The 21,734-nt window shown below is 70.4% G+C and carries 27 protein-coding genes; 12 read left to right on the top strand and 15 right to left on the bottom strand.

Annotation, left to right across the window (positions count from 1 at the left end):
• Window positions 1-49: 49 nt before the first annotated feature.
• The 4 genes from IG98_RS45920 to IG98_RS0139905 are packed head-to-tail and all read right to left on the bottom strand — an operon-like array spanning window position 50 to window position 3,771.
• Window positions 50-1,156: an LLM class flavin-dependent oxidoreductase gene (locus IG98_RS45920; protein WP_037972545.1), complete on the bottom strand. Its 1,107-nt coding sequence runs from the start codon at window positions 1,154-1,156 to the stop codon at window positions 50-52.
• A gap of 49 nt (window positions 1,157-1,205) precedes the next feature.
• Window positions 1,206-2,204, bottom strand: coding sequence for an ABC transporter substrate-binding protein (locus IG98_RS0139915; protein WP_030924977.1), 999 nt, complete (start codon window positions 2,202-2,204; stop codon window positions 1,206-1,208).
• Complete coding sequence (locus tag IG98_RS0139910) at window positions 2,201-2,968, bottom strand: ABC transporter ATP-binding protein (RefSeq protein WP_051753532.1); 768 nt, start codon at window positions 2,966-2,968, stop codon at window positions 2,201-2,203. Before IG98_RS0139910 ends, IG98_RS0139915 begins: the two co-directional genes overlap by 4 nt.
• A complete protein-coding gene (locus tag IG98_RS0139905; RefSeq protein ID WP_030924969.1) occupies window positions 2,941-3,771 on the bottom strand; it encodes an ABC transporter permease in 831 nt (276 codons plus the stop codon). The genes IG98_RS0139910 and IG98_RS0139905 overlap by 28 nt, the downstream gene beginning before the upstream one ends.
• 164 nt (window positions 3,772-3,935) lie before the next feature.
• On the opposite strand from IG98_RS0139905, the gene IG98_RS0139900 reads away from it, so the two are divergent.
• Entirely contained in the window at window positions 3,936-4,418 is a 483-nt protein-coding gene (locus IG98_RS0139900) for a cation:proton antiporter regulatory subunit (protein WP_030924967.1), read from the top strand.
• Window positions 4,419-4,426: 8 nt separating this feature from the next.
• The gene (locus IG98_RS0139895; RefSeq protein WP_030924965.1) at window positions 4,427-5,584 is read left to right on the top strand and encodes a cation:proton antiporter; all 1,158 of its coding nucleotides are present in this window, start codon (window positions 4,427-4,429) and stop codon (window positions 5,582-5,584) included.
• Between the two features lie 127 nt (window positions 5,585-5,711).
• Here IG98_RS0139895 and IG98_RS0139890 read toward each other — a convergent pair whose 3' ends face one another.
• Genes IG98_RS0139890 through IG98_RS0139875 form a run of 4 tightly spaced genes read right to left on the bottom strand, consistent with a single transcriptional unit; the run spans window position 5,712 to window position 10,436 of the window.
• Window positions 5,712-6,839: an LLM class flavin-dependent oxidoreductase gene (locus IG98_RS0139890; protein WP_030924962.1), complete on the bottom strand. Its 1,128-nt coding sequence runs from the start codon at window positions 6,837-6,839 to the stop codon at window positions 5,712-5,714.
• Window positions 6,836-7,909 (bottom strand): LLM class flavin-dependent oxidoreductase, encoded by a 1,074-nt coding sequence (locus IG98_RS0139885; protein ID WP_030924961.1) that lies wholly within the window; start codon window positions 7,907-7,909, stop codon window positions 6,836-6,838. Before IG98_RS0139885 ends, IG98_RS0139890 begins: the two co-directional genes overlap by 4 nt.
• Window positions 7,906-9,231, bottom strand: coding sequence for an NtaA/DmoA family FMN-dependent monooxygenase (locus IG98_RS0139880; RefSeq protein WP_030924957.1), 1,326 nt, complete (start codon window positions 9,229-9,231; stop codon window positions 7,906-7,908). The genes IG98_RS0139885 and IG98_RS0139880 overlap by 4 nt, the downstream gene beginning before the upstream one ends.
• Window positions 9,228-10,436 carry an LLM class flavin-dependent oxidoreductase gene (locus IG98_RS0139875; protein WP_030924955.1) on the bottom strand — a complete coding sequence of 403 codons (1,209 nt, stop codon included), beginning with the start codon at window positions 10,434-10,436 and terminating at the stop codon, window positions 9,228-9,230. The genes IG98_RS0139880 and IG98_RS0139875 overlap by 4 nt, the downstream gene beginning before the upstream one ends.
• A gap of 204 nt (window positions 10,437-10,640) precedes the next feature.
• On the opposite strand from IG98_RS0139875, the gene IG98_RS0139870 reads away from it, so the two are divergent.
• Complete coding sequence (locus tag IG98_RS0139870; RefSeq protein ID WP_051753531.1) at window positions 10,641-11,570, top strand: serine hydrolase family protein; 930 nt, start codon at window positions 10,641-10,643, stop codon at window positions 11,568-11,570.
• On the opposite strand, the gene IG98_RS0139865 is transcribed toward IG98_RS0139870, so the two are convergent.
• Together IG98_RS0139865 and IG98_RS0139860 are read right to left on the bottom strand one after the other, a co-directional pair.
• Entirely contained in the window at window positions 11,554-11,916 is a 363-nt protein-coding gene (locus IG98_RS0139865) for an MmcQ/YjbR family DNA-binding protein (protein WP_030924950.1), read from the bottom strand. The two genes, IG98_RS0139870 and IG98_RS0139865, sit on opposite strands and share 17 nt — an antisense overlap.
• On the bottom strand, window positions 11,913-12,344 hold the full coding sequence (locus tag IG98_RS0139860; RefSeq protein WP_342666887.1) for a MarR family winged helix-turn-helix transcriptional regulator: 432 nt from the start codon (window positions 12,342-12,344) through the stop codon (window positions 11,913-11,915). The genes IG98_RS0139865 and IG98_RS0139860 overlap by 4 nt, the downstream gene beginning before the upstream one ends.
• Before the next feature lie 80 nt (window positions 12,345-12,424).
• On the opposite strand from IG98_RS0139860, the gene IG98_RS0139855 reads away from it, so the two are divergent.
• Window positions 12,425-12,835, top strand: a complete 411-nt coding sequence (locus IG98_RS0139855) for an organic hydroperoxide resistance protein (protein WP_030924948.1) — start codon at window positions 12,425-12,427, stop codon at window positions 12,833-12,835.
• 22 nt (window positions 12,836-12,857) lie between these two features.
• Here the strand turns inward: IG98_RS0139855 and IG98_RS0139850 are convergent, their stop codons facing one another.
• The 3 genes from IG98_RS0139850 to IG98_RS0139840 form a co-directional block, all read right to left on the bottom strand.
• A complete protein-coding gene (locus IG98_RS0139850) occupies window positions 12,858-13,220 on the bottom strand; it encodes a DUF2203 domain-containing protein (RefSeq protein WP_030924945.1) in 363 nt (120 codons plus the stop codon).
• A 76-nt stretch (window positions 13,221-13,296) separates the two neighbouring features.
• Window positions 13,297-14,142 (bottom strand): amidohydrolase family protein, encoded by an 846-nt coding sequence (locus IG98_RS0139845; protein WP_030924942.1) that lies wholly within the window; start codon window positions 14,140-14,142, stop codon window positions 13,297-13,299.
• Window positions 14,143-14,577: 435 nt separating this feature from the next.
• Window positions 14,578-15,933 carry a cation:dicarboxylate symporter family transporter gene (locus tag IG98_RS0139840; protein ID WP_030924940.1) on the bottom strand — a complete coding sequence of 452 codons (1,356 nt, stop codon included), beginning with the start codon at window positions 15,931-15,933 and terminating at the stop codon, window positions 14,578-14,580.
• An 89-nt stretch (window positions 15,934-16,022) separates the two neighbouring features.
• Here IG98_RS0139840 and IG98_RS0139835 point away from each other — a divergent pair, with 89 nt between their 5' ends.
• The 3 genes from IG98_RS0139835 to IG98_RS0139825 all read left to right on the top strand — a co-directional run bounded on the left by IG98_RS0139835 (window position 16,023) and on the right by IG98_RS0139825 (window position 18,791).
• Window positions 16,023-17,693: a sensor histidine kinase gene (locus IG98_RS0139835; protein ID WP_245651914.1), complete on the top strand. Its 1,671-nt coding sequence runs from the start codon at window positions 16,023-16,025 to the stop codon at window positions 17,691-17,693.
• A complete protein-coding gene (locus tag IG98_RS0139830; RefSeq protein WP_030924936.1) occupies window positions 17,693-18,364 on the top strand; it encodes a response regulator in 672 nt (223 codons plus the stop codon). Before IG98_RS0139835 ends, IG98_RS0139830 begins: the two co-directional genes overlap by 1 nt.
• Window positions 18,365-18,446: 82 nt before the next feature.
• Entirely contained in the window at window positions 18,447-18,791 is a 345-nt protein-coding gene (locus IG98_RS0139825; protein ID WP_030924933.1) for an anti-sigma factor antagonist, read from the top strand.
• Here IG98_RS0139825 and IG98_RS0139820 read toward each other — a convergent pair whose 3' ends face one another.
• A complete protein-coding gene (locus IG98_RS0139820; RefSeq protein ID WP_030924930.1) occupies window positions 18,792-19,019 on the bottom strand; it encodes an HGxxPAAW family protein in 228 nt (75 codons plus the stop codon). It lies immediately after the preceding gene.
• A 22-nt stretch (window positions 19,020-19,041) separates the two neighbouring features.
• Window positions 19,042-19,488 (bottom strand): MarR family winged helix-turn-helix transcriptional regulator, encoded by a 447-nt coding sequence (locus IG98_RS0139815; protein WP_030924927.1) that lies wholly within the window; start codon window positions 19,486-19,488, stop codon window positions 19,042-19,044.
• Window positions 19,489-19,567: 79 nt separating this feature from the next.
• Here IG98_RS0139815 and IG98_RS0139810 point away from each other — a divergent pair, with 79 nt between their 5' ends.
• The 5 genes from IG98_RS0139810 to IG98_RS0139790 form a co-directional block, all read left to right on the top strand.
• Window positions 19,568-19,750 (top strand): hypothetical protein, encoded by a 183-nt coding sequence (locus tag IG98_RS0139810; protein WP_030924924.1) that lies wholly within the window; start codon window positions 19,568-19,570, stop codon window positions 19,748-19,750.
• 185 nt (window positions 19,751-19,935) lie between these two features.
• A complete protein-coding gene (locus IG98_RS0139805; protein WP_030924921.1) occupies window positions 19,936-20,133 on the top strand; it encodes a DUF5302 domain-containing protein in 198 nt (65 codons plus the stop codon).
• Between the two features lie 134 nt (window positions 20,134-20,267).
• Entirely contained in the window at window positions 20,268-20,711 is a 444-nt protein-coding gene (locus tag IG98_RS0139800) for a type II toxin-antitoxin system PemK/MazF family toxin (RefSeq protein WP_030924919.1), read from the top strand.
• Between the two features lie 79 nt (window positions 20,712-20,790).
• Complete coding sequence (locus tag IG98_RS0139795) at window positions 20,791-21,333, top strand: RNA 2'-phosphotransferase (protein ID WP_030924918.1); 543 nt, start codon at window positions 20,791-20,793, stop codon at window positions 21,331-21,333.
• Between the two features lie 213 nt (window positions 21,334-21,546).
• The coding region (locus tag IG98_RS0139790) for a DeoR family transcriptional regulator (RefSeq protein WP_030924915.1) at window positions 21,547-21,734 on the top strand (188 nt) is incomplete at its 3' end.

Here is a 21,734-nt window from a genome sequence, read left to right as displayed (position 1 = left end):
CTCCCCCCGGAGATCACACGCAAGACGGGCTCGCCGGATGTGGCCGTGATCACCCTTGGACGTGCGCGGCGACGCGGGGAAGCACGTTCTCGCCGAACCAGTACGCCTCCTCCAGGTGGGGGTAGCCGGACAGGACGAACTCCTCGATGCCGAGCGAGGCGTACTCCTCGATCCGCTCGGCGACCTGGGAGTGGCTGCCGACCAGCGCGGTGCCGGCACCGCCCCGCACGAGGCCGACCCCGGCCCAGAGGTTCGGATGGATCTCCAGGTCACGGGCGGTGCCCCCGGTGAAGCCCTCGTGCAGCTCCAGCATGCGCCGCTGGCCGACCGACTCGCTACGGCCGAGCAGCTTCCTGGCCGAGACGATGTCGGCCGGGTCGATGGCGGCCAGCAACCGCTCGGCCTCCGCCCAGGCGTCGCGCTCGCTGTCGCGGGTGATCACATGCAGCCGGATGCCGAAGCGGAGCTTACGGCCCTGCTCCTCCGCCAGCTCCCGGATCCACTCGATCTTCTTCGCCACCTGCTCGGGGGGCTCGCCCCAGGTGAGGTAGACGTCCACGTGTCTGGCCGCGACCGGTCCGGCGGCCCGCGAGGAGCCGCCGAAGTAGATCTCCGGAACGGGATCGGGCATCTCGGCGACCATCGCGCCCTCGACGCGGTAGTGACCGCCGTCGAAGTCGTAGGGGGTACCGCTCCAGGCGCCGCGCACGACCGACAGGAACTCGTCGGTGCGCGCGTAGCGCTCGTCCTTGGACAGGTGGTCGCCGAACCTGGCCTGCTCGGCGCTCTCCCCGCCGGTCACCACGTTGAGCAGCAACCTGCCGCGCGAGAGACGCTGGTAGGTGGCGGCCATCTGCGCGGCCAGCGTCGGTGACATGAAGCCCGGCCGGAAGGCGACGAGGAACTTCAGCCGCTCGGTCTCGCGGGTCAACGCGGCGGTGACCAGCCAGGCGTCCTCGCACCAGGTGCCGGTCGGGGTCAGGACCGCCTCGAAGCCGAGCTGCTCGGCGGAGCGGGCGACCTGCGCCAGGTACTCGATGTCCGGCGGACGGAACGTGGCCGCCTCGGAGCGGCCGTGCCCCCTGCTGAGGCCGTGGCCGCCCCCGGTGAGGACCCGGCTGTCACCGGCGGTGGGCAGGAACCAGTGGAACTTCATCGGATGCCTCCAGGCGTGGATCCCCCGGGCACGGACCTCGGGGTGGGCGTCACGAGGGGTCGTCCAGGGTGGCGTCGAACCGGGTGTCGACGAAGTCCGCGAACGTGACGGGGGCGGGGATGAGCTTGGCCTCGCTGAAGGCGTCGGCGACGAGCTGCTCGCGGCCGACGACGTCACCGGCGAGCCTGAGGTCCTGGTACGAGCTGCGCTTGATCGCCGTGCCGACGATGGCCTGGTCCAGCCCGGTGAGCTCGGAGAAGACCTTGGACCACTCGTCCGGGTGCTCGTTGGCCCACCGATGTGCCCTGCGGATGCGCGCCACCCAGTCGCCCAGCGCGGCCGTGCGGGCCGGGTCGACGAGGGCCTCCTTACCGGCGATCTGGAACTCGAAGCCGTTGGCGTAACCCTCGCCGTCGACCAGGATGCGCGCCTTGGTCTGGGACTCGGCCTGGGCGGTGTAGGGATCCCAGATGGCCCAGGCGTCGACCCTGCCGGAGGAGAGCGCGGCCAGGGCGTCCGGCGGCTGGAGGTACTGGGGCTGGATGTCGGCGAAACTCAACCCCTCCTTCTTCAGCACGGCCAGCAGGTGGAAGTTGGCGGAGCTGCCCTTGGCCACCGCGACGCGCTTACCGCGCAGGTCCGCCGGGGACTTGACAGGGGAATCGGCGGGGACGACGACCGCCTGGCCACCGAGGCCCTTCTCGGCGACCGCGACGGCGGAGATCTTCGCCCCGGCGGCGGCCGCGAAGACCGGCGGCGCGTTGCCGACCGCGCCGAAGTCCACCGAACCGGCGTTGATGGCCTCCAGGATCGGCGGCCCCGAGGTGAACTGTGACCAGGTGACCTTGTACTTGACGTCGTCGAGCTGACCGGCCGCGGTCAGCAGCGCCTGCAGGCCCGTGCCCTTCTGGTCGCCGACGCGGAGCGTCACCCGGGACAGGTCGACCGAGCCGTCGGCGCGGACGCCCTGTTCCTCCCCGGCCCCGCACGCGGCGGTGACGGACAGGAGCAGAGCCATGGCGACCGCCGCGGCGATACGACGTTTCATGCGGTTCCCTCCGGGGTGACGCCCAGCCTGTCGAGCAGGGTGGAGCGCAGTGCGATGATCTCGGGGTGGTCGCGGTGGCGGGGCCGGGGCAGCTCGATCCTGGACTCGTGGGCGATGGCGCCCCCGTCGAGCACCAGGACACGGTCGGCCAGCAGCATGGCCTCGTCCACATCGTGGGTGACGAGCAGGATGCCGGGGCGGTGCCGGGCCCACAGGTCGAGCACGAGCCGGTGGATGGTGATGCGGGTCAGCGCGTCCAGGGCACTGAACGGCTCGTCGAGCAGGAGCAGGCCGGGCTCGCGGACCAGCGCCCTGGCCAGGGAGGCCCGTTGGGCCTCGCCGCCGGACAGGGTGAGCGGCCAGGCGTCGCGCAGGGCGCCGAGACCGACCTCCTCCAGCGCGGCCAGCGCGGCGGCGCGCGGGTCGGGGGCGCGCAGCCCGAGCGCGACGTTGGCCAGGACCCGCTTCCACGGTACGAGCCGGGGCTCCTGGAAGGCCACGGCGGCGGTGCCGCCGACCTCGACCTCGCCCTCGGCGCCTGGGTCGAGTCCCGCGAGCACCCGCAGGAGCGTGGACTTGCCCGAGCCGCTCGGGCCGAGCAGGGCGACGAACTCGCCACGGCCGATCTCCAGGTCGACCCCGTCGAGAACCCGTCGCTCCCCGAAGGATCGGGTGAGTCCCCTGACCACGGCCACCGGAGCCGCCGCACGGAGCGGGATCGTCGTGCGCGACGGGGTCAACGTGACAGGAAGCTCTGTCGCCATGACAGGGCCCTCCTCTCCAGCAGGCGCACCAGCGCGTCGGTCAGCAGCCCGAGGATCGCGTAGACGATCAGACCGACGACGATCACGTCGGTGCGCAGGAACTCCCGGGCATCGTTGATCATGTGTCCCAGGCCGGCGTCCGCGTTGATCTGCTCGGCCACGATCAGTGCCAGCCAGGCCACGCCCAGGCTCTGCCGCAGGCCGACGAGGGTCTGGGCCAGCGCGCCCGGCAGGACGATGTGGGTGACGGTCTCCGTGCGGCTCAGCCGCAGCACCCGGGCCACCTCGGCGAGCCTGCCGTCGACGCCGCGGATCCCGGAGAAGGTGTTGAGGTAGAGCGGGAAGGCCACGCCGAGGGCGACCAGCGCCACCTTAGGCGTCTCACCGATCCCGAACCAGAGGATGAAGAGCGGGATCAGGCCGAACAGCGGGAGCGCCCGCAGCATCTGCAGCGGCGGGTCGACGGCGTTCTCGCCGATGCGGCTGAGCCCCGCCACGAGGGCCAGGCCGACCCCGGCGACCGCGCCGAGGGTGAAGCCGATCGCCGCCCGCTGGAGCGAGACGGCGATCGCCTCGGGCAGGACACCCTCCTCGACGAGCCCGGCGGCGGTGGTGAGCACCTTGACGGGCGAGGCGAGGAGTTGTTCCGGGAGAAGTCCGGCGGTGCCGGCGACCTGCCAGACGACCACGATGACCAGGGGGCTGACAAGGCGCTGCCAGACGGCGGCGGAGCGCAGGGGCACACGTGACCGCGTTCGCGCGGCCCGCTGTGGCACCCCCACGTCGACGACGGGAGCGGGCACGAAGGACCTCACTGGGGTTGGGGGTGGGTTCCCGCTCATCGTCGGCCAAATAACCCACAAAGTCAATCGGTAATACCGGGTATCCTTGGCGTCGCTCGACAAACCCGAGTTGGTAGGTTCTCCTGGCAAGAGAATCAGGCATACACACGCAAGGAGCTGGCACGGTGGAGGTCGAGCAGACGGCACTGCCAGGTATAGGGCTGCGGCACGAGTTCACGACGCGCTCAGGCAGGCGAATAGGAATCGTCTCTCACCGCACGGGCCGTCGCGACCTGGTGCTGTACGACCCCGATGATCCCGACCGCGCATGCGAGACCATAAAACTGAACGACGAGGAGGCCGACGCGCTCGCCGAACTGCTCGGCGCCCCGCGCATCGTGCAGCGCCTCAACGCCCTGCACAGCGAAGTCGAGGGGCTCGTCAGCCTGCAGTTCCCGATCACGCCCGGCTCGCCGTACGCCGGCCGGCCGATGGGTGACGCGCGCGTCCGCACCCGCACCGGCGCCTCCATCGTGGCCGTGGTTCGCGAGGGCCAGGTGTTCGCCAGCCCCGCCCCCGATTTCGGGCTGCTCGGAAACGACGTGGTGGTCGTGGTGGGCAGCCCGGAGAGCACATCCGCCGTCTCTGACATCCTGTCCGGCGGGTAGGAAACCTGGTGCATACGGCAATTCTTTTTCTTGAGCTCGGCGCTGTCCTTCTCGGGCTCGGCATCCTCGGCGCGCTCGCCCTTAAAGTCGGCATCTCCCCCATCCCCCTGTACCTCATCGCCGGACTGGCCTTCGGCACCGGCGGCATCCTGCCCCTGGCCACCAGCGAGGAGTTCACCTCCGTCGGCGCCGAACTCGGCGTCATCCTGCTGCTGCTCACCCTCGGCCTGGAGTACAACGCCTCCGAGCTGGTGACGAGCCTGAAGGGCAACGCCCGCGCGGGCGTGGTCGACCTGGTGCTCAACGCCGCACCGGGTGCGATCACCGCACTGCTGCTGGGCTGGGGCCCGGTGGCCGCCATCGCCATGGCCGGCGTCACCTACGCCACCTCCTCCGGCATCACCGCCAAGGTCCTGTCCGACCTGGGGTGGATCGGTAACCGCGAGACACCGGTGGTGCTGTCGCTGCTGGTCTTCGAGGACCTGACGATGGCCGTCTACCTGCCGATCCTCACCGCGGTGCTGGCCGGGCTGAGCTTCGCCAGCGGTGCGATCGCCGTGGCGATCGCACTGGGCACGGTCAGCGTCGTGCTGCTGGTCGCGCTCCGCTACGGCAGGTTCATCGAGGCGTTCGTCTCCAGCCCCAACTCCGAGGTGCTGCTGCTGAAGGTGATCGGGCTCGCGCTGCTGGTCGCCGGGGTGGCCCAGCAGCTCCAGGTCTCGGCCGCGGTCGGCGCCTTCCTGGTCGGCATCGCCCTCTCCGGCGAGCTGGCCGAGGACGCACAGGAACTGCTCACCCCGATCCGCGACCTGTTCGCCGCGGTGTTCTTCGTCTTCTTCGGCCTTCAGACCGATCCGACCAAGATCCTCCCGGTCGCCGGGCTGGCGGTGCTCCTCGCGGTGATCAGCATGATCACGAAGCTGCTCACCGGTGCCTACGCCGCCCGCCGGGCGGGCATCGCCAAAGCCGGGCAGGCCCGGGCCGGGATCGCGCTCATCCCCCGGGGCGAGTTCAACATCGTGATCGCCGGTCTCGCGGTGGCCGCCGGAGTCCACCCCGACCTGGGGCCGCTGGCCGCCGCCTACGTCCTCATCCTCGCCGCGTTCGGCCCGCTGGCCGCCCGGGTGGTGCAGCCCTTCATCACCGCCATCGCCAAACGCGCCTGACACGCCCGACCTGATACGTGGGCCCGGCCGCGACGACGGACACGGCCGGGCCCACGTACCTGACAGCCCGCCCCCACCTGTTCCGGGGCACGGACAGCAAGTGGCCGCCGCCGAAAGGTTCCCCCTCTCAGGCGACGGGCTTCGACCACTCCTCGGCGAGCAGCCGGTAGGAGCGGACCCGGTCGGCGTGGTCGTGGGTGATGGTGGTGACGAGCAGCTCGTGGGCGCCGGTGACGTCACGCAGGACGCGCAGCCGCTCGGCGACGGTACCCGGGGAGCCGACGAACTGGGTGTCCAGCCGGTCGGCGACCAGCGCGCGGTCCTCCTTCGTCCACTCGTGGGCCGCGGCCTCGGCCGGTGTCGGGAACGGGATCGCCCCGGCACCGCTGCGGATGCTGCGGACCCAGAGCCCGTACGGGGAGGCGAGCTCGCGGGCCCTCTCGTCGTCCTCGGCCACCACGACGTCCGCCGAGACGATCAGGTGGGGTTCCGCCAGGGTGTCCGAGGGTTTGAACGCCTCCCGGTACGCCTCCGCGGCCTCCAGCACTCCGGACGGGCTGACGTGGTAGTTCGCCGCGAACGGCAGCCCCCGCTCCCCCGCCACCTGTGCGCTCTGCCCGCCGCTGCTGCCCAGGATCCATAGCCGCAGGTCCGCGCCCTCACCGGGCACCGCGTGCGCGGCCACCCCCTCCGGGGAGCGGTAGGTGCCGGCGATCAGCGCCGCGATGTCCTCCACCTGGTCGGCGAAGTCAGGGCTTTCCGCGCCGGGCTGCTGGAGCAGCGAGCCGTACAGGGAGAGCAGCGGCGACCTCGCGAGCGCGGTGAAGGAGAAGGGTTCGGGGATGAGCAGGCCGTCCACGACCCTGGCGGGCCTCGGCGCGGGCGGGGCCTTCTTCGCCAGTTCGGCGAACTCGGCCCTGCGCTGGCCCGACCGGCCCAGGCCGAGGTCGACCCGGCCCGGGTGAAGCGCGTCGATGAGGCCGAACTGCTCGACCACCGACAGCGCGGTCTGGTGCCCGAGCTGTACGGCTCCCGAGCCGACCCTGATCGTGGTGGTCGCGGCGGCCACCAGGGCGATGAGCACGGCCGGGGCGGCGCTGGCGACGCCGGACGCGAAGTGGTGTTCGGCCACCCAGTAGCGGAGATAGCCGAACTCCTCGGCCCACCTGGCCAGGTCCAGGGTGTTGCGCAGCGCGTCGCCCGGCGTGCCACCGGACGGGACGGGGGCCAGGTCGAGGACGGACAGGGCGGTCACGAGCGCCCCCCGTCCCGCGCGCTCTCGTGCCGGGGGAACGCTCTGCTGGGGATCTCCGCGCGCAGCACCGGGGCGATGTCGCTCTGGAAGAGTTCCAGTGCCGTCCGGTGCTGCTTGTCGGTGAGGCCGTCCGCGTCCGCGTGCAGGTGCATGACCTCGTGCCCGAGCCGCTCGTGGTAGCGGTGCACCTTGTCGATGATCTGCTGCGGGCTGCCGACCAGGATCGAGCCGCGCTCGATCGCGTCCTCCAGGGTGTGGAAGACCGGGTCCACCCCGACCTTCTTGAACAGCTCCAGCCTGGCGTTGAAGATCGGCCGGTAGGTCTCGATCGCGTCCTGGGAGTTCCTGGCCGCGTAGTACCCGGCGGTGCCCGCGCCCACCAGCGCGTCGGCGGGGTCGTGGCCGTGGAACTCCCAGCGTTCCCGGTAGTGGCGGACCAGCTCGGCGTACGGCTCGACCGGGTTGCTGACGTTGGCGGAGAACAGCGGGTCTCCGTACCGGGCGGCGAGGTCCACCGACTCCTTGCTGGTGGCGCTGCCGTGCCAGACGCGGATGGGCCGCTGCAGCGGGCGCGGCCAGGTCTCGGCGTCGGTCAGGGCAGGCCTGAACTTACCGGACCAGGTCACCCTGTCCTCCCGCCACAGGCGGCGGAACAGCTCGTAGCCCTCCCGGTTGCGCTCCCACTGGTCCTCGCCGGTCACGTGGAAGATCTGGGCCTGCGCGGCGCCGTTGCCCTTGCCGATGATGAGCTCCAGGCGGCCGTCGGAGAGGTGGTCGAGGGTGGCGTAGTCCTCGTAGGCCCGTACCGGATCCAGCAGGCTCAGCGTGGTGACCGCGGTGAACAGTTTGATCGTCGACGTCTTCGCCGCGATGTGGCTGAGCACGACCGGCGGGGAGGAGGAGATGAACGGGCGCTCGTGCCGCTCCCCGACGCCGAAGCCGTCAAAACCGAGTTCCTCGGCCAGCACCGCGTTCTCGACCACCTCGCGCAGGCGCGCGTTGGTCGACTTGAGCTCACCGGTGATGGGGTTGGGGCCGTGGACGATGAGGGTGATGGCAAGGAATTTCAACGGTGCTCCTCCAGCCCCAGGTGGCCGCGTAGCGTGGTGGTCTCGTACTCGGCGCGGAGGACTCCGCGCTCCTGCAGCAGCGGGACGACCCTGTCGACGAAGTCGTCCAGGCCCCCGGGGGTGAGGTGCGGCACCAGGATGAAGCCGTCTGCGGCGTCGCCCTGCACGAATTCGTTGATCTCCTCGGCGACGCGCGAGGGCGAGCCGATGAAGGACTGCCTGCCGGTCACCTCGATGATCAGGTCGCGGATGCCGAGCCGTTTGGACTCCGCCAGGGCCCGCCACTCCGCCGCGGTTTCGAGCGGGTCCCTGGACATCCTGGTCCGGCCCTTGATGATCGAGTCTTCCGAGACGTCCGGGTCGATCTCGGGCAGCGGGCCCTCGGGGTCGTAGGCCGACAGGTCGCGGTTCCACAGCTGTTCGAGCAGCAGGATCGCGGTCTGCGGGCTGACCTGCTGGCGGCGGATGTGGTCGGCGTTCTCCTGGGCCTCGGCGTCGGTGTCACCGAGCGCGAACGTGACACCGGGAAGGATCTTCAGCGAGTCGGGAGACCTGCCGTGCGCGGCCAGCCTCGACTTGACGTCGCGGTAGAAGACCTTCCCCTCTTCGAGCCTGCTGTGCCGGGAGAAGACGGCGTCGGCGGTGGCCGCCGCGAAGGCCCTGCCGCCCTCGGAGTCTCCGGCCTGGATGGTCAGCGGGCGACCCTGCGGGCTGCGCGGCACGGTGAAGTGACCGCCGATGTCGAAGTGGGTGCCCCGGTGGGCGAACTTCCCCGCCTCCCGCCTGGCGAACGTGGCCGTCGCCGGGTCCGCGACGAGGTCGCCTGTGGCCCAGGAGTCCCAGAGCTCGCGAACCGTCCGGACGAACTCCTCGGCCCGCTCGTAGCGTTGCGAGTGCTCCAGGAAGCCGCCCCTGCGGAAGTTCTCCCCGGTGAACGCGTCGGAGGAGGTGACGACGTTCCACCCGGCCCGGCCGCCGGACAGGTGGTCGAGGGTGGCGAGCCTGCGGGCGAGCTCGTACGGCTCGTTGAAGGTGGCGTTGACGGTCCCGGCCAGGCCCAGGTGGTCGGTGACCGCGGCCAGCCCGGAGAGCACGGTGAGCGAGTCGGGCCGGCCGACCACGTCGAGGTCGTGGATCCTGCCGCGCTGCTCGCGCAGCCGCTGCCCGTCGGCCAGGAAGAAGAAGTCGAACCTGCCGCGCTCGGCGGTCCGCGCCAGGTGGACGAAGGAGGCGAAGTCGATCTGACTGCCCGAGGCCGGATCGCTCCAGACCGTGTGGTTGTTCACGCCCGGGAAGTGGGCGGCGAGGATGACCTGCTTCATCGTCGGCTCCCTGCGTAGCGGCTGGCGGGTCGGGGCAGGTGGAGGTGGCCGCGGAGCGTGCCGGCCTGGTACGCCCGGCGGAAGGCGCCGCGGCCGCGCAACTCGGGCACCAGGCCGCGGGTGATCGCGGTCAGGTCGGTCGGCAGCACGGCGGGCCGGAGCCGGAACCCTTGCAGCCCGGCCGCGCGCCACTCCAGGAGCAGGTCGGCGAGCTCTCCCGGGGTACCCGTGAAGATCGCGGCGTCGGAGGTGTACGTGGCGCCGTCGATCTCGTCGAGCCGTGCCCTGCGTTCGCGGGCGCCCTTCGCGTCGTCGTCGAGGAGGACCACGAGGTCGGCGAAAATCCTCAGCTCCTCCGCGGCCGGATCGCGCACCTGCCCGGAGATCTCACGCACCTCGCGCACGATGGCCCGCGCCTGCTCACTGTCGTGTGGCGTGATGTAGACGACGTCGGCGCCACGCGCGGCGAACTCGTACGGGAGCCGGGAGTGGGCCAGCGCGGTGACCAGCGGCTGTCCCTGGGGCGGCCTCGGCACGATGGAGGGCCCCTTGACCGTGAAGCTCGTCCCCTCGAAGTCGACGTAGTGGAGTCGGTCCCGGTCGACGAACCGGCCGGTGGCCACATCGCGGATGACCGCGTCGTCCTCCCAGCTGTCCCAGAGGCGCCGCACGACCTCGACGGCGTCGGCCGCGTCGGCGAACAGCTCCCGCACGACGCCCGCCTTGTCGAGGTCACCGAGGTTCTCGGGACGGAGCTCGGGTACCTCCCGGCGGCCGAAGTGGGCCGCCTCGGTGCGGCGCCCGGAGATCTGGGCGCGCCATCCGGCCCGCCCGGTGCTGACGTAGTCGAGGGTCGCGATGGAGCTCGCGACGTGGAAGGGCTCGGTGTGCGTGGTGGTCGCCGTGGGCACCAGCCCGATCCGGCTGGTCAGGGGGGCGATCGTGGAGGCCACCAGGACGGCGTCGAGCCGGCCGCGCACCTGGTCGGCACGGCCGTCGTGGCCGTCCAGAAGTGTGGTCTGCAGGGCGAGGGAGTCCTCGATGGTGACGAAGTCGAGCAGGCCGTGCTCGGCTTCGGCCACCAGTTGGGCCCAGTAGGCGGCGGTGAACAGGGCTTTCGGGGAGGCGGCGGGATCACGCCAGGCCGCGGGGTGCCATCCGGCGCCGTCGAGAGCGACGGCGAGATGCAGGGGAACTGCCGACATATAACGACAGTAACATTAAAACCCGTAATCTCTACATGTTTAGTTGGTTATATTGCGAGAGATCGACCGGCAGGCCCGGCGTGTCCCGAGGCACACTTACGGGGGCATCTCCATGGCGCGGACCTTCGCGGAACGCCCCGGAGCGATCCCTCCGAGGGGTCGTCTTCCTGCCGCCGACGCCGGGATCTGGTAGGCATCTGTCCCGTGACGCGTTTGCTGACGGTCCTCGCGACCGCCCTCCCCCTCCTGGCGGCCACCACTCCGGCCTCGGCCACCGCCCCCGGCAAGCCACATGTCCCGGCCGGGGTGACCGCCGGTTACGTGGTCTTCGACCGGCAGACCGCGAAGGTGACCGAGTACCGCAACGCGCACCGGAGGTTCCGGTCGGCGTCGGTGGTGAAGATCCTCATCGCGATCGACCGTCTGGAGTCGGACAGCGGCGTCTCCAAGAAGGACCTGGCGCTGCTCAAGGTCATGCTGCGGGTCAGCGACGACGCCGCCGCGACCTCCTTCTGGAGCAGGGGCGGTCAGGGAAGGATCATCCAGCGGATGGCGCGCAAGCTGCAACTCACCGACACCGCTCCCCCGCCAGCCGACAAACCGGGCTTCTGGGGCTACACCTCGCTCAGCGCGATGGACGTCGTCAAGACCTACCGCTACCTGCTCGACCGGGCCGACCCCAAGGTCAGCGGTCTGATCCTGGGCCACCTGCGCAGAGCCGGGCAGTGCGGCTCCGACGGCTTCGACCAGTACTTCGGCATCCCCCGCGGGGTGCGCGGGCCGTGGGCGGTCAAGCAGGGCTGGTCGGGTTATGGCTCCACCCCCCCGGTCCGCTGCCGCCCGGCGACCTCTCCCGCCGCCAGCACCGCCTCCGCCGCCCTCACCTCCGCCTCTCCGGCTCCGGTGGCCCTGGGCGCCACCGCACCGAGCGGGGTCACCGCGACGGCACCCGCCGGGGCCGGTCCCGTACCCGACCTGGGCCGTCCGGTACTGCACAGCACCGGCCTCGTCGGCCCCGGGGAGCGCTGGATCATGGTCCTGCTGACCGCCCACCCCGCCGGAGCCACCTGGCAGCGCTCCACCGGCCAGACGACGAAGCTGGCCCGGGAGGTCCATCTCAGCGGGACCTCCTGACCACCGGCTCCCCGAAGTGGGCGGCCACGACCCGCTTGGGCGCGACCATCCGCCAGGCGTCCTCGACCAGCTCGCGCAGCTCGGTCGCGTCGATCGCCGCGAGCCGGACCCGCACCCAGTTGTAACGCTCGTCGGAGGGCCGGGGCAGCTGGAACGTCTCCGGCGCGGACGCGATCAGCGCGGCCCGCTCCTCCTTGGGGAAGGCGAATCCCATCGAGGTCTCGTCGGGCGAGATCGCGGCGTAGACGATCCGGCCCACCCGGAACGTCACCCGGTCCCTGACGATCCTCTCCTCGGTCCTGGGCAACGCCATGGCGACGCGGCGCACGTCGTCGGCGGCGATCATCGTGACGACTCGTCGAGGGAGGCGATGACCCGGCGCAGGGTCCGCTGCAGGTCGAGGGCCTCCGAGGGCGCGAGCCCGGCGGCCTCGAAGATCTGGCCGGGAACGTCGCACGCCCGCTCCCCCAGCTCGACGCCCTCGGGCGTGGGCCGCACCAGCACGGAGCGCTCGTCGGAGACGTCGCGCTCGCGGCCCACCAGGCCCGCCGCCTCCAGCCTCTTCAGCAGCGGCGACAGGGTGCCCGAGTCGAGCCGCAGCGTGAGACCGAGCTCCTTGACCGTCACCGGCCCGCGCTCCCAGAGCACCATCATCACCAGGTACTGCGGGTAGGTGAGACCCAGCTCGCGCAGCACCCTGCGGTAGACCGTGTCCAGCGCCCGCGAGGCCGCGTGCACGTCGAAACAGACGAGGTTCTCGACGGAGATCTTCACGATCCTGATTATACCGAACTTGACTGTTACCAACTAAATTGCACACAATTGAGTTGTTCAAAATCGAAAAGGAGATCACGATGAGTACGCTCTACACCGCCATCGCCACCGCCAACGGCAGGGAAGGCCGGGCGGTCTCGTCCGACAAGCGCCTCGACGTGACCCTCGCGCCGCCGCCGGAGATGGGCGGCTCCGGCGAGGGCACCAATCCCGAGCAGCTGTTCGCGGCCGGCTACGCCGCCTGCTTCGCCAGCGCGCTCCAGCTGGTCGGCCGGAGGGAGAAGGCCGACGTCTCCGAGGCGTCGGTGACCGCCGAGGTGAGCCTCCACCCGGAGGGCAAGGGCTTCGCGCTCGGGGTGACGCTGCGCGTCGAACTGCCCGACGCGCTGCACGGCGAGACCGGCACCGCCCTCGTGGAGGCCGCCCACCAGGTCTGCCCCTACTCCAACGCGACCCGCGGCAACATCCCGGTCAACCTGGTGATCGAGTAATCGCGCCGGAGGAGGCCCGCGATCAGGGAAGGGGCCGGCGACCGGCGAAACCCAGTTCGGCGCGGTGGTACCAGGCCAGGTCGCGGTCTCCTTCGAGCCAGCACAACCGCACCGAGACCCCGTCGAGCACCGAGGGGAAGTCGACGAGCAAGGGCGCGACGCCCTTGACCTCGATGCCCCGCTCCTCGAACCAGCCGAGGATCTCCTCCAGCCTGGCCTCGTACGCCTTCGCCTCGGCCAGCCCGCCGGCTTCCGAGGTGCCGGTGCTGCGGAGCTCGTACGCGAGCTCGGCCAGTTCTCCCCGCATCGTCACGAACGCGGCGGCCCGCTCCAGCAGCGCGGGCATGAGCGCCCGCGCCTCCTCTACGGTGAAGGTCCCATTCACCCCTGCACGCTAGCGTGTCCCGCCCGGAGCGCCACCCCTCACCTCCAGGGCGAGGAAGGCCGTCGAGGTCGCGCCGTCAGTCCTGGCCCGCATTCCGGTAGAAGCGCGCGGCCGTACCTCCGAGTACGGCCGCGCGGTCGTTCTCGCCAAGGCCCGCGAGCAGCACACCCGTCTCCCTCCACACCTTGGCGTAGTCTCCGGCGAGGGTGGCCACCGGCCAGTCACTGCCGAACATCAACCGGTCGGGACCGAACACCTCGATCGCGTGGTCGACGTAGGGGCGGAGGTCCTCGGCGGTCCAGGTCTCGGCGGCGGCGGTGTTGAGGCCGGACACCTTGGCGTACACGTTGGGATGCTCGGCGGCTCGGGCGATCAGCGACGCCCACGGCTCCCAACCCTGCTCCCTGATCGGCGGCTTGGCCAGGTGGTCGATGACCAGCCGCAGCCCGGGGACACGCTCGGCGAGGACCGGTACGTGCTCCAGGTGCCTGGGGAGCACCGCGACCACGTCGAACGGCAGCCCCGCCGCCGCGAGGAGGCCCAGCCCCTCGACCACCGAGTCCTGGATCACCCAGTCGGGGTCGGGATCGTCGTGGATGAGATGCCTGACCCCGGCGAATCTCGGGTGCCGCCCATAGCGCTCCAGTGCCTCGGCGGCCTCGGCCGGCCGGTTCAGCGGGACCCAGCCCACCACGGCGGCGATGAAGTCGTGGGCGTCCGCCCGCGCCAGCATCGCGTCGGTGTCGGCGTAGGTATCGGCGGCCTGGACCAGCACGGTCCGCTCCACACCTGCGGCGGCGAGCTGCCCGAGGAGCTCTTCGGGGGCGAAGGTGCGGTAGATCGGCCCCGCCTCCGGCGTCAACCAGGAATAGGAACCCGTCTCCAGGTTCCAGAAGTGCTGATGGGCATCGATGACGGCCATCCGCCGCTCCTTCTCGATCAATCGTTTGAGTTCGCAAAACTAGAACGCTCCAGCAGGGGTGTCAAAACCGCTGGATCCTGGGAGTTCGTCAGCGTGGCGGTGTCCGTACAAACTCCAGGGTGATCTCGTCCGGGTCCGGGAAGTCACGGCACGCTCACGCGGGCCTCCGCCCCCGGCCTGGGCCGGAACACCGGCCCGCGATCCGGTAGCAGGCCAACCCGCCCGCGTCGCCCCCGGCGGTGATCTCGTTGGGCGGCGGGACGAAACGCACCCCGCCCCCGGCGGCCACGCGTACCCGGCACGGGCGGCGGTGACGGTGAGCGCCAGGTGGGCGGCGCCCGGGCGTTCCGGTACGGATACGGGCCGGTGCCGGACACTCGCTCCCCCGAGACGAGTGTCCGGCACCGGCCCGCGCACCGGCCGCCCGGTTTCCCGCTATGCCGGTGACATCACCGGGTCGTCCGAGCGCGCGGCGGGCGGCGGGGTGTCGCCGCCGTCATCGTCGTCGTCCAGGAGGGTCGTCTCGTCGAACGTGACCCTCCCCGCCAGCACCTCGGCCGCGCGCTCCCGGTCGAACTCGCCGGTCCAGGTGCCGACCAGGACCGTGGCGACCGCGTTGCCCGCGAAGTTGGTCAGCGCCCGCGCCTCGGACATGAAGCGGTCGATGCCGACGATGAGACCGACGCCGTCGACCAGGTCGGGGCGGTGGGACTGCAGGCCCCCGGCGAGGGTGGCCAGGCCGGCGCCGGTGACCCCGGCGGCGCCCTTCGACGCGATCATCATGAAGACCAGCAGGGAGATCTGCTCGCCGAAGGAGAGCGGCGCGCCGGTGGCGCTCGCGACGAACAGCGTGGCCATGGTGAGGTAGATGGCGGTGCCGTCCAGGTTGAAGGAGTAGCCGGTCGGCACGGTGATCCCGGCGACCGGCCTGCTCACGCCGAGGTGCTCCATCTTGGCGATCAGGCGCGGCAGTGCCGACTCCGACGACGAGGTCGACAGGATCAGCAGGAACTCCCTGCCCAGGTAGCGCAGGAGCGAGAGCAGCCCGATCCGCGCCACCAGCCAGAGCATCGGGCCGAGGACGACGAACACGAAGAGCAGGCAGGTCACGTAGAAGGCGAGCATGATGACGCCGAGGCTCTTGAGCGCGTCCACACCGGTGGCGCCGACGACCGCGGCCATCGCGCCGAAGGCGCCGACGGGGGCGGCCCACATGATCATGGCGAGGATCCGGAAGACGAGCCGCTGGATGTGCGCGATGCCGTTCAGCACGGGCCTGCCGCGTTCGCCCATCGCCTGCAGGGCGAACCCGGCGAGCAGCGCGACGAGAAGGGTCTGCAGCACCTCGCCCTCGGTGAACGCCGAGACCAACGTGGTGGGGATGATCCCGAGCAGGAACGTCGCCGTGTCGCTCTCGCCGCCCTTGGCCGCCTCGGCCTCGGCGGCCTTGCGGAGCTCGTCGGTGAGCGCGAGGCCCTGCCCGGGGTCGATCAGGTTGCCCACGAGCAGGCCGATGCCCAGCGCGACCGTCGACATGGCGAGGAAGTAGCCGAGCGCGAGGCCACCGACCTTGCCGACCTTGGCGGCCTTGGTGACGGATCCGACGCCGAGCACGATGGTGCAGAAGATGATCGGGCTGATCATCATCTTGATCAGGGCGACGAAGGCGGTGCCGAGTGGCTTCAGCTCCTTGCCGAGATCGGGAGCGATGAGCCCGACCGTGACTCCGGCGACCACGGCGGCGATCACGGCTATGTACAGGTGGTGTGTTCTATCTCGGGCCGCGCTCATGCGTGTCTCCACCGTGGTAGAAGAAAAATCCGGTCGAGCGACTATCTGCTGACGCTGTGATCTAAGTCACCATTGCGTACATTTCGTTCGTGAACTTGCGGGAGCTTTCCAGACAGGTGCGCGGCTGGAGTCTGGCCAGGCAGATGCTGGCACTGCAGATCGTCGTCGTGGGCGTCACCGTGACCGGTGGCGCGCTGCTCGCCTTCCTGCAGATGCGCGACCTGCTCGTCGAGGAGGCCGTCGGCACCGCCAAGGCGGTGACGGTCAGTGTGGCCGACTCCCCCTCTGTCCTCGCCTCCCTGGGCGACTCGACGGCCCTGCAGCCGTACGCGGAACGGGTGAGACGGGAGACCGGGGTCGACTTCATCACGATCATGAGCCTGGACGGCGTGCGCTACACGCATCCCAACCCGGCCCAGATCGGCCGCCGCTTCCTCGGCAACACCGCACCCGCCCTGGCCGGGCAGATCTTCACCGAGACCTACACCGGCACCCTCGGTCCCTCGGTCCGCGCCGTCGCCCCGGTCCGTGATGACCGCGGCCGGGTGAGGGCCCTGGTTAGCGCGGGCATCACGATCAACAAGATCAGCGTCAGGCTCCGCGGCCAGATCGCCGGCGCCGCGCTGATCGGGCTGCTCGGCCTGTCCCTCGGCGGGATGGGCACCTACCTGGTCGGGGCCCGGCTACGCCGCCAGACCCACGGCATGGGCCCCACCGAGCTGAGCCGGATGTACGAGTACCACGATGCGATCCTGCACGCCGTGCGGGAGGGACTGCTGCTCGTCGACGACGCGGGCAGGGTGACGCTCTGCAACGACGGCGCCCGGGAGCTCCTGGGCCTCACGGGCGAGGTGAACGGGCGGCACGTCACCGACCTGGGTCTTCCCCCCGCACTGGGCGAGCGGCTCTCGACGGCCGAGAACCGCACCGACGAGATCCACATGACCGGGGAGCGGACGCTGGTGGTGAACGCGGCGGTGGTCCGCTCCGGCAACCGCTCGCTCGGCACCGTGGTCACCCTCCGCGACCATACCGAGCTGCAGTCCCTGGCCGGACAGCTGGACGCCGAGCGCGGCTTCGCCGACTCCCTGCGGGCCGCCGCGCACGAGTCGGCCAACCGGCTGCACACGGTCATCACCCTCGTCGAGCTGGGTCGTGCCGAACAGGCCGTGGCGTTCGCGACCGCTGAGATCAGGGCCGCACAGCAGCTCGCCGACCGGGTGGTGGGCGCCGTACGCGAACCCGTGCTCGCCGCGCTGCTGCTGGGCAAGAGCGCCGAGGCCGGGGAACGGGGGGTGGAGCTGGCGATCACCGCGGACAGCGAACTCGACGACCTCGGCCTGGACACCCGCGATCTGGTGACGATCGTCGGCAACCTGATAGACAACGCGGCCGAAGCGGCCATGGCGGGAACCCGGCCCGCCCGGGTGGAGGTGCGGCTGCGCGCCGACGAGACGGCCTTCGTGATCAGCGTGGCCGACAGCGGCCCGGGGCTCGACCCCGCGACGGCGGGTGAGGCCTTCCGCAGGGGATGGACCACCAAGGGTGACGGCCGCGGCCTCGGGCTGGCCATGGTCGGCCAGGCGGTTCGCCGCCTGGGCGGAACGATCGAGGTCGGCGGGACCGCCGAGGACGGCCACCCGGCGCGGGCGTCCCATACGACGGGGACGGCCCATACCGTCCCGGAGAGCACCGTCCTGGAGAACGAGACGGGCGCGGTGTTCACCGTACGGCTGCCGCTGCGCGGAAAGGAAATGTGATGATCTCGGTACTGGTGGTCGAGGACGAGGAGATCACCGCCGAGGCGAACCGGGTCTTCGTGGAGCGGGTGCCCGGCTTCCGGGTGGCGGGGGTGGTCAGGTCCGGCGGGGAGGCACTGCGTTTCCTGCGGCGCCACCCGGTCGATCTGATCCTGCTCGACCTCTATCTGCCCGACATGCACGGCCTTGAGGTGTGCCGGACGCTGCGGGCGGCGGGCGTGATGTCGGACGTCATAGCGGTCACCTCGGCACGAGACCTGTCGGTGGTCAGGTCCGCGGTCTCCGTCGGCGTGGCCCAGTATCTGCTCAAGCCGTTCACCTTCGCCTCGCTCAAGGAGAAGCTCACCCACTACGCGGAGTTCCGCTCGTCGGTGGAGGGCCTGGGAGAGGCCAGCGGCCAGGGCGAGGTGGACCGCACACTGGCGGCGCTGCGGGGTCCGGCGCAGAGTCTCCTGCCCAAGGGGATGACCCAGGCCACTCTCGACGCCGTGCTGGCGGAGCTGCGCAAATTCCCCGACGGCCTGTCGGCCCAGACCACCGGGGCGGCGATCGGCGTCTCCCGGGTGACCGCCCGCCGCTACCTGGAGCACCTGACGGAGAGTGGAATCACCCGCCGGGTTCCCCAGTACGGTGGGGTCGGACGGCCCGAGCTGCTCTACCGGGTCCTTTGACGCCCTCCGGGAGCACGGCGCCGCCGAACCTGGTAGGAAAAAGGGCAGCCCGCCCTGTCACCCGCGGGCGAAGGAGCCAGCCATGACCTTTTTCACGGTCTCATCGAACCTGTTCGGGACGGTGTTCGTCGTCCAGGTGCTCGGAGAGCTCGACTACCGGCACACCTCCGCCTTCCGCCTGGAGATGGAGAAGGCATGGGAGATGGAAGCGCCTTCGCTGATTGTGGCCGATGTCACGGAGCTCACCTTCTGCGACTCCACCGGGGTCGCGGAGCTGATCCTGGTGCTCCAGCGGAGTCGCGCTCTGGGTGTCCGTCTGGCGCTCGTCGGCGTGCACGGCACCCTGGAGCGCATCCTCGCCATCACCGGCCTGCGCCCCTCCTTCGAGGTCTTCACCTCTGTCGAGGAGGCGCTGCAGGAGGCCTGATCAGCTGCTGCCGTTGTCCAACGGCACCCGAGGGGCGTCGATGATGACATCCGAGAAGATGTCAACCGCCAGGGCGACCACTCCACCGATCGCGACGACCCCGGTCCCGATCCAGAAGAACATCCAGTTGGGGCCGAGGCACAGGGCCACGCCTCCCACGGTGAACCCCAGCAGAATGATGATCACCGCAAGCCAAGACTTGGGACTTCCTCCGTGGCTTCCAGCCATGAGCCTTTCCTCTCCACATGAATCAGTGATGCGCGCCGTCCGCCGCGGCGATCACCCGGTTCAGCGACCGGTGGAGCTCCTGGAGCTCCTCCAGGTTCATTCCCAGACGCCTGACGATCGCCGGCGGAACCTTCTCCGCCTCGCCCCGCAGCCCTCGGCCCTCCGGCGTGAGCGAGACGGCCAGGACACGCTGGTCCTGGCCGTCACGCTGCCTCCGGATGTAGCCAACAGCCTCGAGACGCTTCAGCAGCGGGGACAGCGTACCGGGGTCGAGTCTCAGTAGCTTGCTCAGCTCCTTGACCGACAGCGGCGCCTGCTCCCAGAGGGCGAGCATGACCAGATACTGGGGGTGGGTCAGCCCCATCGGCTCCAGCAGCGGCCGGTAGACCCCGATGACGTTGCGCGAGGCGACCGCCAGGGCAAAACACACCTGGCTCTCCAGACTTAGCGGATCAGTCATGTCACTCACGCGCACCTCCACCCGACATAGTACGATAATTAATACACAAACTATTATCGCCCCAAGCATCGGCGAGCAAAGGATCCCCATGTTTCACAGCAAGTCGATCGAGGAGCGGATCGCCGAGCGCCAGGCCACGCGTCCCGCGCTCAAGGAGGGCCAGAACTTCGAGCACGGTCCGGCGAAGTTCGTCTTCGTCTTCGTGATCGTCTTCGTGGTCGTCGGTCACCTCGCCGGACTGCTGCTGCTGATGGCCATGGACCTGAACTAGGGGGAGTGCCCGCGCCGCCGCACGTCCCGGCCACCGCCGAGGCGCCGCCGCGGGCACCGTCGGCGACCGGCCCTCGCGGTCAGGCCAGCCGGACCCATGTTCGAAACATGAGAGGATGAGGTTCGGTTGGCCAGGGTGGGACCGTCCGCCCGGATCAGCCAGATCGGCCAGATCAGGAGGTCTGCATGTCTGACGTCACGCCGGAGGAGCCCGAGGGTTCCGACGACGAACTGAAGCGCAAGTTCCGCGAGGCCCTGGAGCGCAAGAAGCTCGCCCAGGCGGACGCGAACGCCGGGGGCAAGGGGAAGAACGCCTCGAAGATCCACGGTGCTCACGGCCCGGCTGCGGCCAAGCGCTCCTTCCGCCGCAAGAGCGGCGGCTGAGCCGCGCATCCGAACCGGGTCCGGACGCCCCGGACCGATCGCCGCCCGGCTGGCGTCCGGCCAGCGGGCGGCACCCCCGCCCGCGGAGCCGCCCCCCTTTGAAGGACACCGTGTGCCTGCAATAGGCTGCACCTGTGCGTGATCTTGGCGAGGACCCCCGACCGGTTCGAGGCGCGGTCAGCGAGGTCTACCGTGTCGACCGGGCAGCGACCCTGAACTACTCCCCCGACCTCGACGGGCTCGCCGATCCCGGCGAGATCGTCTGGGCCTGGGTCCCCTACGAGGAGGACCCGAACCGCGGCAAGGACCGGCCGCTGCTGGTCGTCGGCCGTCACGGACACAAGCTGCTCGCGCTGATGCTGTCCAGCCGAGGCGGCAACGGCGATCCGAGCGACTGGCTGGAGCTCGGCCCCGGCCACTGGGACCGGGAGAACCGCGTCTCCTACCTGCGCCTTGACCGGATCTTCACCCTCGAAGAGGACGACATCCGGCGGGAGGGCTCCATCCTCGACGCCGAGCGCTTCGCCCGCGTGGCCGCCGTGCTCAAGCGCACCCACGGCTGGGCCGCCGACGGCTGAGGCCGCCCTCCAAGGCCGGGAGACGCCCCACGCACGAACCCGCCGGAAAGCGGCGGGCGAGTCGGCATCCTGTTGTCCCATGGACAACAGACGACTGGTTCGAGTCTCCAAATATCTTTCCGCGCACCTCCGGCACCAGCCCGAACGCATCGGGCTGGTTCTCAGCCCGCAGGGGTGGGCGGACATCGACGCCCTGCTCGCCGCCGCCGCGCGGCACGGCTTAACGATCACCCGTGACGAGCTCGCGCAGGTGGTCGCGGGCAACGACAAGCGGCGCTTCACCATAGAGGGTGACCGGATCCGCGCCAACCAGGGCCACACGGTCGAGGTCGACCTGGACCTGCCCGCGGTCGAGCCGCCCGAGGTCCTGTTCCACGGAACGGTGGGCTCACGCGTGGCCGCCATCAGAGCGGACGGCCTGCGGCCGATGACCCGGCACGCGGTACACCTGTCCCCCGACCGGGAAACCGCAACCCGGGTGGGTGCGCGCCGGGGCAGGCCGGTCGTGCTGGTCGTTCGCTCAGGTGAGATGCACCGGGCGGGTCACGAGTTCCAGATCAGTGCCAACGGCGTCTGGCTGACCGCCCACGTGCCGTCCACCCACATCTCGTTTCCCGGCTGAGGGACCTCAGCCCCCTCGGCGGGGGCCACCGTTTCCAACGCACTCCAAAATCTCAGGCTTCCGCGCCCTCCGGCTCACGTGTGCCCGCACTCCAGGTAAACACCTAGGTTTTTCGTGCTCGACTCAGCCCGATGGAAGCCAACCATTGACCTTCCAACATATTCGGGTGTAAATAAAGCTGAAACAACACGGAAACGGCGGTGAATCAACAGCATGTACGCCGAGGAGCGGCAGCAGGAGATCCTGCACCGGGCGCGGACCATCGGACGTGTGGACGTGGTGACGCTCTCGGAGGAGTTCGCCGTCACGACTGAGACGATCCGCCGGGATCTGACCGCATTGGAGCGTTCGGGGGTGCTGCGGCGCGTGCACGGCGGGGCGATCCCGGTCGAGCGCCTCGG

Source organism: Streptosporangium amethystogenes, from assembly GCF_000721075.1.
In the GTDB taxonomy this organism is placed as follows: Bacteria; Actinomycetota; Actinomycetes; order Streptosporangiales; family Streptosporangiaceae; genus Streptosporangium; species Streptosporangium amethystogenes.
The sequence above is the reverse complement of the archived record's forward strand: the minus strand, read 5'-3'. Positions and strand labels throughout refer to the sequence as shown.

Bases quoted from the DNA above. Each gene is read 5' to 3' on its own strand.
- IG98_RS45920 (WP_037972545.1), bottom strand. From the start codon at position 1,156: ATGAAGTTCCACTGGTTCCTGCCCACCGCCGGTGACAGCCGGGTCCTC.
- IG98_RS0139915 (WP_030924977.1), bottom strand. From the start codon at position 2,204: ATGAAACGTCGTATCGCCGCGGCGGTCGCCATGGCTCTGCTCCTGTCC.
- IG98_RS0139910 (WP_051753532.1), bottom strand. From the start codon at position 2,968: ATGGCGACAGAGCTTCCTGTCACGTTGACCCCGTCGCGCACGACGATC.
- IG98_RS0139880 (WP_030924957.1), bottom strand. From the start codon at position 9,231: ATGAAGCAGGTCATCCTCGCCGCCCACTTCCCGGGCGTGAACAACCAC.
- IG98_RS0139875 (WP_030924955.1), bottom strand. From the start codon at position 10,436: ATGTCGGCAGTTCCCCTGCATCTCGCCGTCGCTCTCGACGGCGCCGGA.
- IG98_RS0139865 (WP_030924950.1), bottom strand. From the start codon at position 11,916: ATGATCGCCGCCGACGACGTGCGCCGCGTCGCCATGGCGTTGCCCAGG.
- IG98_RS0139855 (WP_030924948.1), top strand. From the start codon at position 12,425: ATGAGTACGCTCTACACCGCCATCGCCACCGCCAACGGCAGGGAAGGC.
- IG98_RS0139845 (WP_030924942.1), bottom strand. From the start codon at position 14,142: ATGGCCGTCATCGATGCCCATCAGCACTTCTGGAACCTGGAGACGGGT.
- IG98_RS0139840 (WP_030924940.1), bottom strand. From the start codon at position 15,933: ATGAGCGCGGCCCGAGATAGAACACACCACCTGTACATAGCCGTGATC.
- IG98_RS0139830 (WP_030924936.1), top strand. From the start codon at position 17,693: ATGATCTCGGTACTGGTGGTCGAGGACGAGGAGATCACCGCCGAGGCG.
- IG98_RS0139825 (WP_030924933.1), top strand. From the start codon at position 18,447: ATGACCTTTTTCACGGTCTCATCGAACCTGTTCGGGACGGTGTTCGTC.
- IG98_RS0139820 (WP_030924930.1), bottom strand. From the start codon at position 19,019: ATGGCTGGAAGCCACGGAGGAAGTCCCAAGTCTTGGCTTGCGGTGATC.
- IG98_RS0139810 (WP_030924924.1), top strand. From the start codon at position 19,568: ATGTTTCACAGCAAGTCGATCGAGGAGCGGATCGCCGAGCGCCAGGCC.
- IG98_RS0139805 (WP_030924921.1), top strand. From the start codon at position 19,936: ATGTCTGACGTCACGCCGGAGGAGCCCGAGGGTTCCGACGACGAACTG.
- IG98_RS0139795 (WP_030924918.1), top strand. From the start codon at position 20,791: ATGGACAACAGACGACTGGTTCGAGTCTCCAAATATCTTTCCGCGCAC.